Here is a 16,905-nt window from a genome sequence, read left to right as displayed (position 1 = left end):
GGAAGGGCTCGCACCGCGGGAAAGGTCAGCGCGTCCGCGGTTCCGTCCGCGACAGGGCATCGGCAGCCCGCACGAGCGCAAGGTGCGAGAAGGCCTGCGGGGTGTTGCCGAGCTGCCGCCCCACCACCGGGTCGTACTCCTCCGACAGCATCCCGACGTCGTTCGCCAGTGCGCACAGCCTCTCCATGAGCGCCTGCGCCTCGGCGCGCCGTCCGGTCATGGCGTACTGCTCGACCAGCCAGAACGAGCACGCGAGGAAGGCTCCCTCCGTCCCGGCGAGGCCGTCCACCCCCGTCGCCGTGCGGTACCGCCGCACCAGCCCGCCCGCCATCAGGGTCTGCTCGATTCGTGCGACCGTCGCCCGCATCCGCGGGTCGTCCGGCCGACAGTAGCCCACCTGCGGAAGGAGCAGGAGCGAGGCGTCGACCTCGGTCGTCTCGTAGTGCTGCACGAAGTGGCCGTCGACGACGCCGTCGCGATCGATCTCCTCGCGCATCCGATCGCGCAGCCCACGCCAGCGCTCGACGGGGCCGTCGAAGCCGTGCTCCTCGACCGCGCGCACCGCCCGGTCGAACGCCGCCCACATCATCACCCGCGAGTGGGTGAAGTAGCGTGGCTCCCCGCGAATCTCCCACAGGCCGTGATCCGGACGCTCGATCTGCTCGGAGGCGAACCGCAGCAACTCGCGCTCCAGCGGCCAGGAGAAGCCCGACTCGGTGAGTCCCGCCGCCCGCGCGGCCGACAGCGTCACCACGACTTCGCCGACGACATCCGCCTGATACTGGTCGGCTGCGCCGTTGCCGATCCGCACGGGCGTGGACCCCTCGTACCCGGGCAGGTGCGGCAGAGCACGCTCCGGAAGATCTCGCTCTCCCGCCGGGCCGTACATGATCTGCAGATCGGCGGGATCACCGGCGACCGCTCGCAGCAGCCACTCCCGCCACTGGCCTGCCACGCCGAGGAAGCCGTGCGCGCACAGGGCCTCGAGGGTCAGAGCGGCATCACGCAGCCAGACGTAGCGATAGTCCCAGTTGCGCCTGCCTCCGATCTCCTCGGGCAGTGCCATCGTCGCCGCGGCTGCGATGCCGCCCGTCTCATGATTGGTCAGCGCCCGCAGGATCAGCAGCGACCTGACCACCTCGTCGCGGTGCGGACCGTCGTGCGAGATCCGGTCGGCCCAGTCCTGCCACCACTGCTTCGTCGCGCCGAGTTCCTTCTCGCCGTCGAGGGTGGGAGGGAGGTCGAGGTGCGACGGGAACCAGGTCAGGTGGAGGTCGCGCGTCTCACCGGCGGTCACCGTCAGCTCGCCACGATGCTGATGGTCGATCGGCTCCAGAGCGGCGCCACGCACGGCCACGGCATCGGGACCGCCCATCGCGACCAGACACGGTGCATCGTGCGAACCGACCTGACGCACCCACGGCATCACCCTGGCGTAGTCGAAGCGGATGCTCAGCCGCTGCTCGAAGCGCATCGAGCCGCGCACCCCGACGACCCTGCGGATGAGGTCGCTACGGCGGATGGCGGCATCGGGGTCGAGGCCGATCGGCATGAAGTCGTGCACTTCGGCGACCGCGTCCCCGCTCTCCCACCGGGTCACGAGCACGAAGGTGTCTTCGTCGTATCGCCGGGTGCTCACGGCCCCGGGGTCTGTCGGATGCAGCAGCCAGCGACCGTGGGACTCGTCTCCGAGCATGGCCGCGAACGTCGACGCCGAGTCGAGCCGCGGCAGACACAGCCAATCGATGCTTCCTGCGCGCGAGACGAGCGCCGCCGTGCGGCAGTTGCTCAGCAGGGCATAGTCCTCGATGCGCGTGGTCATGCGTGGTCGAGCAGGTCTTCTCGGACCTCGATGCCGTCGACCTCGAGATCCTCATCCAACTGCACGAGAATCCGCGCATCGGGGAACTGCTTCGGCGCGAGGAAGGCGAGCAGCACGGCGTCGGCGAACACCACGACCGACGTGGCCTCGAGGTCATCACGCAGATCGATCTGCTCGACGACCGGCTCATCGTCGACCGCATCGTCGATCTCGGTCGCCACCTCGTCGACCACGGCCCGCCACCGGGACTCGCTGACCGACAGGATGCGCGAGATCGCAGCGATCAACGCCTCCTGGTCGATCTCGTCGTCGTGGTCGCCGTCGAACTCGGGATCGACGTTGACCTTCACCACCGTGCCTGCCGCGTCGATGCTCGCTCTCCCGTACACCAGGCCGTTCTCGGCGACCGGTTCATCGATCACGCCGCTCTCGACGATGCGGGCGAGGAGGGTGTCGAGCGCAGAAGAGGTCATGCCTTCAGTCTTTCGCATCCGCAGCGCCCGTGGGCGGTCGTCCCACACGCAGAAGCGCGGTGAGGATGACCGCGCCGATAGGCTCTATGCCGTGCCGAACGCCGAATCCGCCACCGCCGACCTCCGCCGCCTCGCCGATGCACTTGTCGGCGCCGAACCGCTGAACTGGGTGATCACGGGCGATTCCATCACCCACGGCCTGGTCCACACGCAGGGGGTCCGCAGCTACCCCGAGCACCTGCACGAGATCATCCGGGGCGAGCGCGAGCGCGTGCGCGACGTGGTAGTGAACACGGCGATCAGCGGGCACCGCATCAGCGACATCCTCGACGACTGGGACCGCCGCGTCGAGTCCTGGCGGCCCGATGTCGTCACGCTCATGATCGGCACGAACGACGCCGCGACCGGCGGCGAGCGCACCGAGGTCTCCCCGGAGGAGTATGCCTCGTCCCTGCACGACTTCGTCGTCCGCGTGCGCGGACTCGGTGCCGTCCCGGTGCTGCAGACGCCGCCCGCGATCGATGTCGCCAACGCCCCGGAGCGCGCGCGGATCGGCGAGTTCGCCGCAGCGGTGCGTCGGGTCGCCGCGGACGACGACGTCATCCTCGTGGATCAGTTCGCCCGCTTCGCCGCGCTCGGAGACGGCGAGGTGCCGTGGGGCCTGATGAACGATCCCTTCCACCCGAACGCCGCCGGGCACGCCGCGCTCGCCCTCGAGCTCACGACGGCGCTCGGTCTTCACCCGGCGGGCGCACGGAGTCGGACTGTGGCACTGCTCGAGGGCGTGGTCGTCGCCGCACGCCTCCACGGTTAGGCACCGCGGATCACGACGTCGCCGCTGCTCTGCGTGCGCGGCTCGCCGAGCAACGCACTGCTCCGGATGGACAAGCCACTCGGTGACCGGGGCGAGGGGGTGAACCCCGGTCACCGGGTAACACGTTATCCACTACCCGAGGGCGGCGGGTGATGTACCGATATACGTTCCTCCGCCCGGGGTGAAGACCCTCTGGACGCCGCGGGTGCCACCCCTCTATGGTGGCGGCACGATCTAGTCGGAGGGCGGCCGATGTCTCACGTGGTGGCTACTGGGGCCGGTAAGGCCATGATGGAACGGCGGAACGACCCGACGCACGACTACATCCTCGGGCTCACCGGCAAGGAGCGACCCCGGGTCCTCTTCGTCGGCACCGCGACCGGCGACGACGCCGCCTACATCCTGAGCTTCTATTCCACCTACGACGCGGACCGGTGCGCACCGCACCATCTCCCGCTCTTCCATCGCGCGGTCGACGACCTGGCCGGTTTCGTGAAAGGGTTCGACGTGATCCACGTCGGCGGCGGCAACACGGCGAACATGCTCGATGTCTGGAAGCGGCAGGGCCTCGACACGATCCTGCGTGAGATGTGGGAGGACCCCGACTCGAACGTCGTGTTCACGGGAGGCAGCGCCGGTGGTATCTGCTGGTTCGAGGGCGGCACGACCGACAGCTACGGCCCGACCCTCCAGGTGCTCCCCGAGGGACTCGGGTTCCTGAACGGCAGCTTCTGCCCGCACTACGACGCCGAGGATCAGCGGCGCCCTCTCTTTCACGCCTCCCTCCTCAGCGGGGAGCTCTCCACGGGCTATGCCGTCGGCAACCTTCAGTCGCTGCACTTCGAGAACTCCGAGTTCGTCACCGCCATCAGTCCTGTCGAGAACGCGCTCGCCCTGCGGGTCGAGGCGATCGACGGGAAGATCGTCGAGACCGAACTGCCGACGACCGTGCTCACCGGGTCCGCTCCGATCACGAAGGGGCCGTCGTCATGAACGACAACGTGTGGATCCTCCTCGCACAGCTGATCATCGTCGTCGGTGCGATCTACATGGGCACGCGCACCAGCGGGATCGGTCTCGGCGTCTGGGGGCTGGTGGGCGTCGCCGTCCTCATCTTCGTGTTCGGCGAAGCGCCGGGCAACGCCCCGGTCGACGCGGTCTTCATCGTCATCACCGTGATCACTGCCGCCTCCACCATGCAAGCCGCCGGAGGTATCGACTGGATGGTGTCCGTCGCGGCCAGAGTGATCCGGCGCAAACCGAAGTCGGTCGTGTTCCTCGCCCCGGCCATGTCGTTCCTCTTCACCGTCGGGGCCGGCACGGGCAACATCTTCTACCCGCTGTTGCCCGTGATCTACGACGTCTCCTACCAGCAGAAGATCCGCCCCGAACGCGCCCTCTCGGTCTCGGCCGTCGCCTCGCAAGTCGGCATCCTGTGCTCGCCCGTCTCGGCCGCGACCGCATCGATGGTGGTCCTGCTCGCGCCGCAGGGCGTGGATCTCGGAGGACTGCTGCTCATCATGTGGCCGGCCTCCATCGCCGGGCTCTTCGTCGCCGCGCTCGTGATGATGCGTCACGGCAAGGACCTCGACGACGACCCGGAGTTCCAGCGACGCCTGGCCGACCACCAGATCAAGCCCCCGGCGGTGGACGCGCACGAGCACAAGCTCCCGCCGACGGCCGTGCTCTCGGCATCCCTGTTCCTCGCAGGCGTCGCGGTGATCGTATTCTTCGGGCTGTTCGAGAATCTGCGTCCGGTGATCGGGACCGACGATGCCGGCGATCCCGTCCGACTCAGTGTGACCGTCATCATCGAGGTCACGATGGGCATCATCGCCGCCCTGGTCTTCGTGTTCTGCAAGGTCAAGGCCGCCGACGTCCCCAAGCAGCCGACCTTCCCCGCCGGCATCGTGGGGGCCATCGCCCTGTTCGGTATCGCCTGGCTCGCCAACACGTTCGTGGCGGCGAACCAGACCCTCATCGTCGACGGGCTCGGATCGGTGGTCTCCGGATCGTCGGCCTTCCTCGGCGCGCTGCTCTTCGCGATGGCACTCTTCGCGGTCGCCATGCTCACCACGAGCCAATCGAGCGCGACCAACGCGATCGTGCCGATCGGTATCACGATCGGGCTTCCGGCACCTCTACTGGTGGGGCTGTGGCCGTCGACCATGGGGATCTACACGCTGCCGGCGAACGGCAGCCAGGTGGCCACCGTGGCGTTCGACCAGACCGGCACGACGAAGATGGGCAAGTTCGTCTTCGACCACTCATTCCAGCTGCCGAACCTCATCTACGTGGGTGTCGCGATCGTCGTCGGGGTGTCGCTCTCGTTCCTGATGGGCTGACTTCCACCCGAGCGGCCGACACCGTCCCCCGGGAGCGTGCCCCACCGATATTTCGGAATATCGTAGAGGCGGGGACCTGGGGAGGTTGGGGTGTCGGCATTTGTCGCGCAGGGGGATGGACATGTACCGCGAGTATCGGCGCACGCGATCAGTAGGCCGCGGCTGACCGCCACACTCGAGACCGACACACCTCTGACGCTCATCCGTGCCGCGTCCGGGTCGGGCAAGACGACCGCCCTCGTGGAGTGGGCGTCCGCCACTGCATCGCGCGTGGTCTGGATCACCGCCTCGCCCGCCACCGCGCCCAGCGCGGCGCTCGCCCGCGCTCTGCTTCGAGCTCTGCCGCGCACAGACGTCGCACACGACCTCGCGGAGGATGGATGGCCTGCCGTGACCTCGCGCCTGCGCCACGCGGAAGGTCCTCTGGTCGTGGTACTCGACGACGCGGCCCCCGTGGACCGCGAAGGCGTGTTCGCCCTGTGCCGCGCCATCGCCACCACCCCGCGCACGCGGCTGATCGTCGCCACCAATCGCCCCAGCCCCTTCGACAGCGAGGGTCTGGATCTCGTGATCGACACGAAGGTCATCGCGCCGTCGGACCTCATGTTCGACACCGAGGAGATCTCTCGCGCGCTCGGGGTCGATGACGACATGGCCGGCGAGATCCGGGAGGCGACCGCGGGCTTCCCCGCGCTCATCCGTGCGCTGGCCCTCCGCGGAGCCGGAGCGGATGCCGAGTCGCTTCGCGCTGCGACGACCGTGATCGAGGACTATCTGCAGGACCGGCTCGCCGAGTGCGCGTTCGACACGCAGACCCTCGAGGGACTGTTGCGCATCAGCGTGACCGATTCGGTCGATCTCCCCTTGGCCGTCGCACTCACGCGTGACCCCGACATCGCGAAAGCCCTCGACCAGGCCGAGACGTTCGGCTTCGGTCGGTGGTCGGACGATGGACGCGACACCTTCGCCCTCACCCCGCTGACGCGCGGCATGCTGCGCCGTGAGCTGCGCCGATCCTTCCCCGGCGAAGTCGCGCACCTCCGACGCCTCGCGGCAGAAGGGGCGATTCGCCGCGACATGCCCCTCGAAGGGCTGCGACTCGCCCTGGAGGACGACGATCTACGGCTCGCGAAACACGTCACGATGTCCGGGTGGAATCGCCTGCTCCACCGCGATCGGCGCGCGGTCGCGGAGCTGCTCGCCGACGTCCCTGTGGCACGACTCAAGCAGGAGCCGCTCGTGGCCATGCTGCTGGGGATGAGCCTCAAACCCAGCAGGCTCCGACGCCAGCGGGGGCTCCAACTGCTGCGCATGGCGGTGGCTGCGGCGAACTCCCGTCGGCCCACCCTGTCAGCCACGGAGCGGATCTTCATCTGGGCGGCGGAGAGCGCCTCCCTGCGTGCCATCGGGCGGCCGGAGCCGGCCGCCCAGATGGCCGCGCGAGCCCTGGCGCTGTTCCAGGAGACACCGGATCGCAATGGCAGCAGTACGCCCGCGATGTGCCACTCATGTGCACGCACATCGGCATCTCCCTGTACTACGGCGGACAGCTGGACGAAGCCATCGAGGTCTGGGAGCGGGCCACGGCGCTCGCCGCGGCGCACGGGAGCACGAACGGCTTCCACGGCATCTGCCTCCTCGCGGGTGTCCACGCCCTGAACGGCGACCTGCCCGAAGCGCGGCACTACTTCTCCCTCGTGCGCGACGGCGAGTGGGACCCGGAGCTCCTGGACAGCTACCAGAGCACGTTCTACCGGATCGCCGGTGCGATGCTCGCGGTGGAGGACGGCGACCTCCCGGCGGCGAAGCAGCACATCCGCTTCTTCGAGCCATACCGAGCGACGAGCGAGCACTGGACGACGATGGCCTCCGTGGAGGCGTGGATCGCCCTGCACGAGGGAGATGCAGCAGGGGGCCTGGAGCGCCTCGAGTCTTTCGCGCGCCTCCGAGGGAGGGAGGCGAGCGCCGCCCACGTGCGCCACGCGCTCTCCCGGCCGCGGGTGCTGCTGCACCTCGCCCTCGGCGACGTCGGCACCGCGAAGAGCATCGTCCAGCGCGATGCCGGGTCCGATCGTTTCGGCACCGTCGTGAAGCGAGCACGTCTGGCTCTCATCGACGGCGCGGCCGCTGACGTGGTCCGACTCCTGGGACAGACCCGCCTGCGTCCCTCCACGGCCCGAGAACGCGCCGAAGCGCTGGCGGTGCACAGCGCCGCCCTGCGCCGGGTGTCCCCGGCCGCCGCGCAGCCGTCGAGCGCGACGTTGAGCGCGCAGCTCGCGGACCGTGGCCTCACCACTCCGCTCGTGCTTCTGGGCGCGGAGGACTTCGGTGCGGTCCGCGCCGACCTCGATCCGACCGGTCGCGCCACCTTCCCCCGGCGATCCGCTCTGCCGTCCTTCGCGAGCCGCCCTCGCCTGACCCCCCGTGAGCAGGTGGTGCTGCACGCGCTGACATCCGGTGCGCCGCTGCCGACGATCGCCGCTGATCTGCGCGTCTCGCAGAACACCCTCAAGACCCAGCTCCGCAGCATCTACCGCAAGCTCGACGCCGGCAATCGCTCCGAGGCGTTGGAGCAGGCGGCCCGTCACGGCCTCCTGCCCGACTGAGCGCCGTCGCCAACCACCCGCCGACTGCACACGCCGAAGGCCCCGCCCGTCGCATCACGACAGACGGGGCCCTCCCGACGAGCGTCAGGCCTGCGAGCGGCGTCGGCGCACGATCAGCAGCACGGCACCGCCGAGCAGCAGAGCGATCGCCAGAGCCAGCACCCACGGGGCCAGGATTCCGCCGGTGAGCGCGAGCGGCGTCAGCACCGGGTTATCGGTCGAACTCGTCGGCGGCGTGATCGTCTCACCGCCGGGAGGAGTGGCCGTCCCCACAGCCACGTTGTGCAGCTTCGCGCCTGCCGCGTCGGCGTGCACGATCACGGAGTACGTGATCGTGATGCTCTCACCCTGGGCGAGGCTGCCGCTCCAACGCAGCTGGTTCCCGTCCACCGCGGGAGCCGCGACCGCGCGGTCGCCCACGACGGCGGTCGCACCGGGTCGGAGGTCGGCATGCCGCAGCACTCGGGAGAGGTCATCCGTGATCACGACGTCATCCAGCCCGGTCTCCCCCGTGTTGGTGCCGACGAGCCGGTAGGTGACCACGCTTCCCGCGGCCACGGCCTTCTCCGAACCGGGATCGGCCGTCTTGACGAACGTGAAGCCCGGGGTACCGACCGGGTTCTCGGTCGTCACCGGAGGCGGCGTGAGCTCCCCGCCACCGGGCGGGGTGGCGGTTCCCGCGACCGTGTTCGCGATCGTCGCACCACCTGCGTCGCCGTTCACGGTCACCGAGTACGTGATGGTGACGCGCTGACCGACCGCGAGCGCGCCCGCCCAGGTGAGCTCGTCACCGTCCACGACCGGAGCGGGTGCGGATCCGTCGATCACGGTCGCCGTCGCGTCGTCGTTGTAGACGGCGTGGGCGAGGACCCCCGAGAGGTCGTCGCTGATGCTCACCGGCGCCAGCGCGGTCTCTCCGGTGTTCACGCCGGTCACCGTGTAGGTGATGACGCTGCCGGGATCGACGCGGGTTCCCGACGCGGGGTCTGCCGACTTGCGGAGCTCGAAGCCGGGCTCGTTGACCGGGTGCTCCGTCGTCGCCGGCGGCGTCTCGATCGGAGGCACACCGCCGGGCGGGGTCGCCGATCCCGAAGCCGAGTTCTCGAGGATCGCTCCCCCGGCATCCGCCTGCACGGTCACGGAGTACGTGATCGTGACGGTCTCGCCGACCGGGAGGGCTCCCGTCCACGACAGGCTGTCGCCGGAGACCACCGGGGCGGTCGAGGCGGTCGTGCCGATCAGGGCGGCCGCGTCGTCGTTGTAGTCGGCGTGGGCGAGGACGCCGGAGAGGTCGTCCACGATCGCGACCGGATCGAGGACCGTCTCACCGGTGTTCACGCCGGTCACCGTGTAGGTGATGACGCTGCCGGGGTCGACCGCCGTGCCCGCCACCGGGTCGGCGCTCTTCGACACCGAGAATCCGGGGACGTTCACGGCGTTCGTCGTGGTGCCGGGCGGCGGGGTGATGACGGATCCTCCGGGCGGGGTCGCCGTCGCGCTCGCACTGTTCTCGAGCACGGATCCCACTCCGTCGGCTCCGACCGTCACCGAGTACGTGATGACCACGGTCTGACCGACGGCGAGCGCACCGGACCAGTCGAGCTCCGCGCCGTCGACCGCCACCGCACCGGAGGGCAGCCCGCCGATCACGGCCACGGCGTCGTCGTTGTACGAGGCGTACGGCAGCACCTTCGAGAGGTCATCCGTGATCTCGACCGGGTCGAGCACCGTCTGACCGGTGTTGACGGCCGTCAGCGTGTAGGTCAGCACATCACCGGGATCCACGGCTGTGCCCGCAGCCGGGTCGGCGGTCTTGGCGAAGGTGAAGCCGGGCTCGTTGACCGGGTGCTCCGTCGTCGCCGGCGGCGGCGTGATCGGCGTGCCCGGCGTGGTGGGGCTGTCCGGGTCGCTCGGGTCCGTCGGGATGAGTGGCGTCGCCGTGCCCGTGGCCGTGTTCGCGATCGTCTCACCCCCGGCGGTCGGGTCGACCGTCACGGAATAGGTGATGACGACGTCCTGGCCCGGGAGCAGCACACCGCTCCAGTCGAGGGCGGCGTCCACCACGCTGACGTCGCCGCGGGTGGCGGTCACGTCGTCGTTGTACGAGGCATGAGCAAGCGCGCCGCGCAGATCATCGGCGATCGATGCAGGGTCGAGCACGGTGTCACCCGTGTTCGTGCCCGTGACGGTGTAGGTGATCACGCTGCCGGGATCGACACGCGTCCCCGATGCGGGGTCGGCGGACTTCGCGACCGTGAAGCCGGGGGTGGCGACCGGGTGCTCCGTCGTCGACGGCGGCGTCGTGACCGGGGTACCGGGCGTGGTGGGGCTGTCCGGGTCGGTCGGGTCGGCCGGGATGAGGGGGTTCCCCTCGCCCGTGACGGTGTTGCGCAGCAGCACGCCGGTCGCGTCGGCGTCGACCGTCACCGTGTAGGTGATGTCGACCCTGGCGCCGGGAGCGAGTGCCCCGGTCCAGGTGAGCGTCGTGCCGTCGAGCTCGACGGCTCCGGTCGATGCGCTCGCGTCGCCGCCGTACTGAGCGTGGGCGAGCACGGCGGACAGGTCGTCGACGATGGACGCGGGGTCGAGGGTCGCGTTACCCGTGTTGACGCCGGAGATCGTGTACGTGATCGTGTCGCCCGCGCGCACGGCGGTGCCGGAGACGGGGTCCGCGGACTTCGTCACCTCGAGGCCGGTGTCGACGACCGGGTGGTTCGTCTCCGCGGGCGGCGGGACGATCGGGGTCCCCGGGGTCGTGGGACCGTCGGGGTCGGCCGGGTCGACCGGGATCCGCGGTGTGGCCGTGCCACTGGCGACGTTGTTCAGCAGCGCCTTCTGGACTCCGGCATCGATGGTCACCGAGTAGCGGATGGTGACGGACTCGCCGCGGGGCACATCGCCCGTCCAGGTGAGCGTGTCGCCGCTGACGGTGACGGAGCCGCGGTCGGCGGTCACGTCGTCGTTGTAGCCGGCGTCATCGAGCACACCCGACAGGTCGTCGACGATCCGGGCCGGATCGAGGTCGGTGTCACCCGTGTTGGTTCCGGTGATCGTGTAGGTCACGGTGTCGCCGGCCGAGACGGCGGTGCCCGAGGCGGGGTCGGCGGACTTGCTGATCGTGAAGCCCGAACCGATCACCGGGTGCTCGGTGGTGACCGTGGGCGGGACGATGGGTTCGCCCGGCACCTGCGGTCCGTCGGGGTCACTCGGGTCCGGAGTCGTTGGCGTCGCGGTGCCGCTGACGGTGTTCTTCAGGATCTCACCCGAGGTGTCGGCCTCCACGGTCACGGAGTACGTGATCGTCACGGTCTGTCCGGGCTGGAGCGTGCCGGTCCAGGCGAGGTCGTCGCCCGTGATGGTCGCTGCGCCCGCGGCGACGGGTGCGCCGTCGATCTCGGTGGCGACGTCGGAGTTGTAGGCGGCGTGTGCGAACACGGCCGACAGGTCGTCGGAGAGGGAGGCCGGACTCAGCACCGTGGCACCGGTGTTGGTGCCGGTCACCGTGTACTCGATGGTCTGCCCCGGCTCCACGACGGTGCCGGCAGCGGGACTGGAGCTCTTGGCGACGGTGTAGCCCGCCACGGGGTGCTCGGTCGTGACCGCGGGAGGATCGACCGGGGGCAAGCCGCCGGGAGGGGTACCGGAGGCGGTGACGCTGTTGGCGATCCGCTCTCCTTCGACATCGGCGTCGACGATCACCGAATACGTGATGGTGAGCACCTGACCGGGCTCGAGCGCGCCGGTCCAGGCGAGGTCGTCACCGGTGATGGTTGCGGCGCCGGATGCGACGGGGGAGCCGTCGAGCTCCGTGGCGACGTCTCCCTGATACTCGGCGAACGCGAGCACGCCGGACAGGTCGTCGCTCACGCGGACGGGGTCGAGGATCGTGTTGCCCGTGTTCTCCGCCTCGACGGTGTACGTGATGCGCTGACCCGCCTGCACGGCGACGCCGTCGGCCGGGTCGGAGGTCTTGCGCAGCGCCAGGTCGGGTGCGAGACGTACGTTCGTGAACGTGCAGGTGACGTCGGTGCCGAGCGCACCGGCGGGCTGGACGACGCGGCCGTCTGCGGTCACGGCGACCGGAGACGTGGAGCCGTCGGATTCGACCTGCACGCAGTCGAGCGATTCGGCGTACCGGGTGCTGTCCGTGGTTCCGGATGCGGACTCGGAGAGGCGGAAGGTGTCGCCCTGGTTGGTGAACACCGGTCCGGCGTAGTCCGGCTGCAGCCCCGTGGCCTCTCCGCGGGTGGTCGCGTCCGTCTGCGCGACCTGATAGCCGGCCGGCGACTGCACACGCAGGGCGAACTGGTCGGTGGCGGCGTGACGCCCCTCGGGGAGGTCCTTCTTCAGCGTGAGGGTGTTCGGGAAGGTGCAGCTGGCCATGTCGGTCGGCCCGAAGGTTCCGATCGAGGTGGTGTTGACGGTCACCCCGCGGGGGAGGTCGACCTCGATGATGCGGTTTCCGCCTCCGGAGACCGACACGAAGATGTGGCCGAGGTTTCCGAACGCGATGCCGTTGCCCTGCACCCCGTCGCCCATGTTGTGGACCTGCTTGGCCTCGATGGTCGCGGTGCTCGGCGCGAGCGAGGTGGGAAGGTCAGACGAGTAGATGACATTGTCGGCCACGAGCACGAGCTGGCCCGAGGCGCTGAAGGCCATGTCGCCGTTGGCGCCGAACGCGCTGCTGCCGGCGGTGGGGCGGAGCGTGCCGACCTGCACGTAGGCCTGCGGAGTGACGCTCTCGTTCCAGGCGTAGAGGTTGATGGCGCCGCTGACGGTACCGCTGGCGAAGTAGTAGACGCCGGTCACCGGGTGGACGGCACCTCGGAGCACGGAGGAGTTGAGCGTGAACGTGGTGCGGCTCGTGGAGTCGGTCACGCGGTCATGCTTGGCCAGCACCTTGGATCCGGCCGCATTGGTGACCGTGTAGGCGTAGCGGCCGCTGGAGGAGATGCCGAGGGCATTGTTGGAGTGGTCGACGCCGAGGGTGGTGGAACCGAGCGTGCCGCCGTTTCCCGGTGTGCCGCCCTGCTCGTCCACGATGAACTCGCGCACCTCGGTCGTGCTCTGCACGTACACGGCGCCCGGCGTGCAGAGGAACGGGTCAGCCGCGATCGCGGGAGCCGCCGTGAGCGTGCCTCCGATGAACACCATCGACGAGGCGACCAGCGCCGTGCTCAGGGCGCCTCCGATCAGCTTCTTCGCGCGGCCCCGCCAGCGGCTGTGCCGCTCGGACGGAAGGCCATCGGCTGTGTGGTCCTTGCGGGCAACACGAAACCCCATGACAGACTCCCCATTCATCGCTTCCCCGGTGCGCGTTCGCACACGGAAACCCCGCCCCCTCAGGCGACCGCCGAGCACCATCCAGACATGGCGAACTCGGCTCGGGCCATCCGCCAGACTGCCCGCCCCCCGACGACCGCTCCGGCCGATCGCGGAGAATTCACCCCGCCTTTTCACCCCGCGCACGGCATGCTCCCTCCGCACGGGCTCTCGCGTTCCGGCGGGGAGGGATGCCATGCTGTCGGGATGCAGCGCACCACCAAGATCACGACCGCGGTCGTCGTCGTCGCCATCGCGGGGTTGGTCGCCGTAGCGGCTCCCGCCGTGATCGGCGCCGCGCCGGCTGTCGTCGACGCGGGCTCGTGGGTGTCGGAGCGCTTCGCCGCCGAGCCCTCCACGGCCCCGACGAGTCGCGCGGAGAAGACCGAGCAGGGCGGACTCGTCGACCTGGGCGACGGCATCAGCGTTCCCGCCGGTGGTCCCGGTGACTGCACCACCAACGCGCTCATCAACATCTACCGGGACGACGGCTCTCCGATGCACGCCAAGCTCCTGGGCGAGCTCGTCGAGATGGGCGCGTCGGAGCTGGCGAGCGGACCCGTCACGCTGGATGCGGCCGGCGAGATCTTCTCCTACGAGGTGCAGGCCGGCGACAGCCTCATCGCGATCGGCGAGCGATTCTGCGTCGACTACGTCACGGTCTCCAGCTTCAACCACGTGCGCGGCAACGAGCCGATCAGCCCGGGCGACACCCTCTACCTGCGCCCGGATCCGACGCTTCCGTTCGTTGACATCTACGGGCCGTACAACGCCGAGCCCGGCTCCTCCACCATCCCCTACTACGACGGCGTGGCGGCGTTCTCGACCGCTGTCGCCACGGCAGATCTGGGTGCCGCCCGGTGGCTCTGGAAGCGCCTCGAGAAGGACATGCACCCGGAGACCGCAGCCGTGATCACCCAGGCGTTGAGCGACGACGATCTTCCGCTGCTCCGCCGCCTGTTCCCGTAGCAGCGGGATTCCGCGCCGCCGTTCGGCGAGCCCTCGTTTCCGCGCGCCCGGAAACCCTCAGGAAACTTCTCGGAAGATCCTGGTATTCGGTGTTGCTAAGTACCGGTACTCGGTGTTACTTTGTACCGGTACCCAGCAACACTGAGTACCGAGAGAGGAAGGGAGGACCTGATGGGCAAGCAGATGACCGAGATGCTCAAGGGAACTCTGGAGGGCATAGTTCTGGCGCTCCTCGCCGAGCAGCCGGCCTACGGATACGAGATCACGACCCGCATCCGCGACCACGGGTTCACCGACATCGCCGAGGGCACGATCTACGCACTCCTGGTGCGCATCGAGCAGAAGAAGCTCGTCGACGTCGAGAAGGTCCCGAGCGAGAAGGGGCCGCCCCGCAAGGTGTACACCCTGAACGCGCAGGGCCACCAGGAGCTCGGGGAGTTCTGGAAGACCTGGGACTTCCTCCGCACGCACATCGAACGACTGAACAACACGAACGAGGAGAACTGATCATGGCCGCGAAGTGGATCGAAGCGCTCACCGGATCGCTCGAGCAGAAGAAGCAGTACAAGCAGGCCAAGGCCCGCATCGACGCCCTCCCCTCGCCGTACCGCGAGGTGGCGAACGCCCAGTACCGGTACTACCTGTACTACGGCGGCATCACCGACGGCGACACCATCGTCACCATGTTCCTCGACCTCGCGGACCTGTGGGAGCGCGCTGCCATCGACGGCACCCCCGTCAGCGCGATCGTGGGCGACGACCCCGTCGAGTACGCCGAGGAGTATGCCCGCGCCTACGGCGGCACCCAGTGGATCGACAAGGAGCGCGCGCGCCTCATCAAGGCGTTCGACGACGCGAGGAAGAAGGAGAACGAGTCATGACGAACGCCGCCATCTCGGTACGCGGTATCGAGAAGTCCTACAAGGATCTGCATGTCCTGCGCGGGGTCGACTTCGAGGTCGAGAAGGGCAGCATCTTCGCCCTCCTCGGCTCGAACGGCGCCGGCAAGACCACGATGGTGCGTGTCCTCTCCACCCTGCTGAAGGCGGATGCCGGAACGGCGACCGTGCAGGGTATCGACGTGGCGGCGAACCCGGTCGGCGTCCGGGAGCGCATCAGCCTGACCGGACAGTTCGCCGCCGTCGACGAGATCCTCACCGGACGCGAGAACCTGGTGCTGGTCGCGAAGCTGCGGCATCTGCCCGACCCCGGGAAGGTCGCCGACGATCTGCTGGCGACCTTCCGCCTGACGGATGCCGGCAACCGCAAGGTCGGCACCTACTCGGGCGGCATGCGTCGCCGGCTCGACATCGCGATGAGCCTGGTCGGGCACCCCGAGGTCATCTACCTCGACGAGCCGACGACCGGCCTCGACCCCGAAGCCCGCATCGAGGTGTGGGACGTGATCAAGGAGCTCGCGAACACCGGAACCACCGTGCTGCTCACCACGCAGTACCTCGATGAGGCGGAGCAACTGGCCGACCGCATCGCGATCCTGCACGAGGGCCGCATCATCGCGAACGACACCCTCGCCGGGCTGAAGCGCCTGCTGCCGGCCGCGAAGGTCGAGTACGTCGAGAAGCAGCCCACCCTCGAGGAGATCTTCCTCACCCTCATCGGCCCCTCGTCCACGCAGAAGGAGGACGCAGCATGACCATGCACTTCACGGCCGACACGGCGACGCTCACCGGCCGCTCCATGCGGCACATCTTCCGCAGTCCCGACACCATCATCACCACGGCGGTCACCCCGATCGCCCTGATGCTGCTGTTCGTGTACGTCTTCGGCGGCGCGCTCCAGCAGAGCACCGGCGCCGAGAACTACGTGAACTACCTGCTCCCCGGCATCCTGCTCATCGCGATCGCCTCGGGGATCGCTTACACCGCATTCCGGCTCTTCACCGACATGCAGAGCGGGATCTTCGAGCGCTTCCACTCCATGCCGATCGCCCGGTCGAGTGTGCTGTGGGCGCACGTGCTCACCTCACTGACCGCGAATGCGATCACCCTGGCGATCATCTTCGGCGTCGGATTCGTGATGGGCTTCCGCACCGGGGCGAGCTTCTGGGCCTGGCTCGCCGTCATCGGCATCCTGATGCTGTTCACCCTGGCGCTCACCTGGCTCGCCATCATCGCGGGCCTGAACGCCAAGACGGTCGACGGGGCGAGCGCGTTCTCGTACCCGCTGATCTTCCTCCCGTTCATCAGCTCGGCCTTCGTCCCGACCGACACCATGCCGGCACCGGTGCAGTGGTTCGCCGAGAACCAGCCGGTCACCTCGATCGTCAACACCATCCAGGCGCTGTTCGCCGAGCAGCCCGTCGGCAACGACATCTGGGTCGCCCTCGCCTGGTGCGTCGGCATCCTCGTGGTCGCCTACGTGTTCGCGATCATCTCCTACCGGAAGAAGGTCAGCTGATCTTCTCCCAGATCTGGCCCCGCACCAGATGAAGGAGATCTCTTGATTCGAAGGCCCCTCAGAACCCCTGAGTCCTTCAGATCAAGAGATCTCCTTCATCTGCGTGTGGGCGTCGGGCAGGGCGTGACCTCGACGC

13 protein-coding genes are annotated in these 16,905 nt (G+C 69.0%); 10 read left to right on the top strand and 3 right to left on the bottom strand.

Features of this window, described 5'->3' with window-relative positions; all coding sequences use genetic code 11:
* Positions 1-25: 25 nt before the first annotated feature.
* Both FGL91_RS05595 and FGL91_RS05590 read right to left on the bottom strand, forming a co-directional pair.
* A complete protein-coding gene (locus FGL91_RS05595) occupies positions 26-1,822 on the bottom strand; it encodes a glycoside hydrolase family 15 protein (protein ID WP_153243310.1) in 1,797 nt (598 codons plus the stop codon).
* Complete coding sequence (locus FGL91_RS05590) at positions 1,819-2,295, bottom strand: cytochrome C5 (protein ID WP_131492822.1); 477 nt, start codon at positions 2,293-2,295, stop codon at positions 1,819-1,821. Before FGL91_RS05590 ends, FGL91_RS05595 begins: the two co-directional genes overlap by 4 nt.
* Here FGL91_RS05590 and FGL91_RS05585 point away from each other — a divergent pair.
* The 5 genes from FGL91_RS05585 (at position 2,294) to FGL91_RS19050 (ending at position 8,060) form a co-directional block, all read left to right on the top strand.
* A complete protein-coding gene (locus FGL91_RS05585) occupies positions 2,294-3,109 on the top strand; it encodes an SGNH/GDSL hydrolase family protein (RefSeq protein WP_153243309.1) in 816 nt (271 codons plus the stop codon). The two genes, FGL91_RS05590 and FGL91_RS05585, sit on opposite strands and share 2 nt — an antisense overlap.
* Before the next feature lie 252 nt (positions 3,110-3,361).
* Positions 3,362-4,102, top strand: coding sequence for a peptidase E (locus FGL91_RS05580; protein ID WP_153243308.1), 741 nt, complete (start codon positions 3,362-3,364; stop codon positions 4,100-4,102).
* Entirely contained in the window at positions 4,099-5,454 is a 1,356-nt protein-coding gene (locus FGL91_RS05575) for an anaerobic C4-dicarboxylate transporter family protein (RefSeq protein WP_153243307.1), read from the top strand. Before FGL91_RS05580 ends, FGL91_RS05575 begins: the two co-directional genes overlap by 4 nt.
* Before the next feature lie 90 nt (positions 5,455-5,544).
* Positions 5,545-7,113, top strand: coding sequence for an AAA family ATPase (locus FGL91_RS19055; RefSeq protein ID WP_227991923.1), 1,569 nt, complete (start codon positions 5,545-5,547; stop codon positions 7,111-7,113).
* A gap of 110 nt (positions 7,114-7,223) precedes the next feature.
* Positions 7,224-8,060: a helix-turn-helix transcriptional regulator gene (locus FGL91_RS19050; RefSeq protein ID WP_322619407.1), complete on the top strand. Its 837-nt coding sequence runs from the start codon at positions 7,224-7,226 to the stop codon at positions 8,058-8,060.
* Between the two features lie 84 nt (positions 8,061-8,144).
* On the opposite strand, the gene FGL91_RS05565 is transcribed toward FGL91_RS19050, so the two are convergent.
* A complete protein-coding gene (locus FGL91_RS05565; RefSeq protein WP_153243306.1) occupies positions 8,145-13,343 on the bottom strand; it encodes a beta strand repeat-containing protein in 5,199 nt (1,732 codons plus the stop codon).
* A 246-nt stretch (positions 13,344-13,589) separates the two neighbouring features.
* Here FGL91_RS05565 and FGL91_RS05560 point away from each other — a divergent pair, with 246 nt between their 5' ends.
* From FGL91_RS05560 to FGL91_RS05540, 5 genes are all read left to right on the top strand, one after another.
* Positions 13,590-14,351 (top strand): LysM peptidoglycan-binding domain-containing protein, encoded by a 762-nt coding sequence (locus FGL91_RS05560; RefSeq protein WP_153243305.1) that lies wholly within the window; start codon positions 13,590-13,592, stop codon positions 14,349-14,351.
* A gap of 171 nt (positions 14,352-14,522) precedes the next feature.
* Positions 14,523-14,858, top strand: coding sequence for a PadR family transcriptional regulator (locus FGL91_RS05555; RefSeq protein ID WP_153243304.1), 336 nt, complete (start codon positions 14,523-14,525; stop codon positions 14,856-14,858).
* A 2-nt stretch (positions 14,859-14,860) separates the two neighbouring features.
* Positions 14,861-15,232 (top strand): DUF1048 domain-containing protein, encoded by a 372-nt coding sequence (locus FGL91_RS05550; protein ID WP_153243303.1) that lies wholly within the window; start codon positions 14,861-14,863, stop codon positions 15,230-15,232.
* On the top strand, positions 15,229-16,005 hold the full coding sequence (locus FGL91_RS05545; protein ID WP_131492839.1) for an ABC transporter ATP-binding protein: 777 nt from the start codon (positions 15,229-15,231) through the stop codon (positions 16,003-16,005). Before FGL91_RS05550 ends, FGL91_RS05545 begins: the two co-directional genes overlap by 4 nt.
* Positions 16,002-16,769 carry an ABC transporter permease gene (locus tag FGL91_RS05540; protein WP_131492841.1) on the top strand — a complete coding sequence of 256 codons (768 nt, stop codon included), beginning with the start codon at positions 16,002-16,004 and terminating at the stop codon, positions 16,767-16,769. The genes FGL91_RS05545 and FGL91_RS05540 overlap by 4 nt, the downstream gene beginning before the upstream one ends.
* Positions 16,770-16,905: the final 136 nt, after the last annotated feature.

Origin of the sequence: Microbacterium sp. CBA3102 (genome assembly GCF_007954505.1) — a bacterium.
Taxonomy (GTDB): Bacteria; Actinomycetota; Actinomycetes; order Actinomycetales; family Microbacteriaceae; genus Microbacterium; species Microbacterium aurugineum.
Note: the sequence above shows the minus strand (reverse complement) of the source record. Positions and strands in the feature narration are given on the sequence as shown.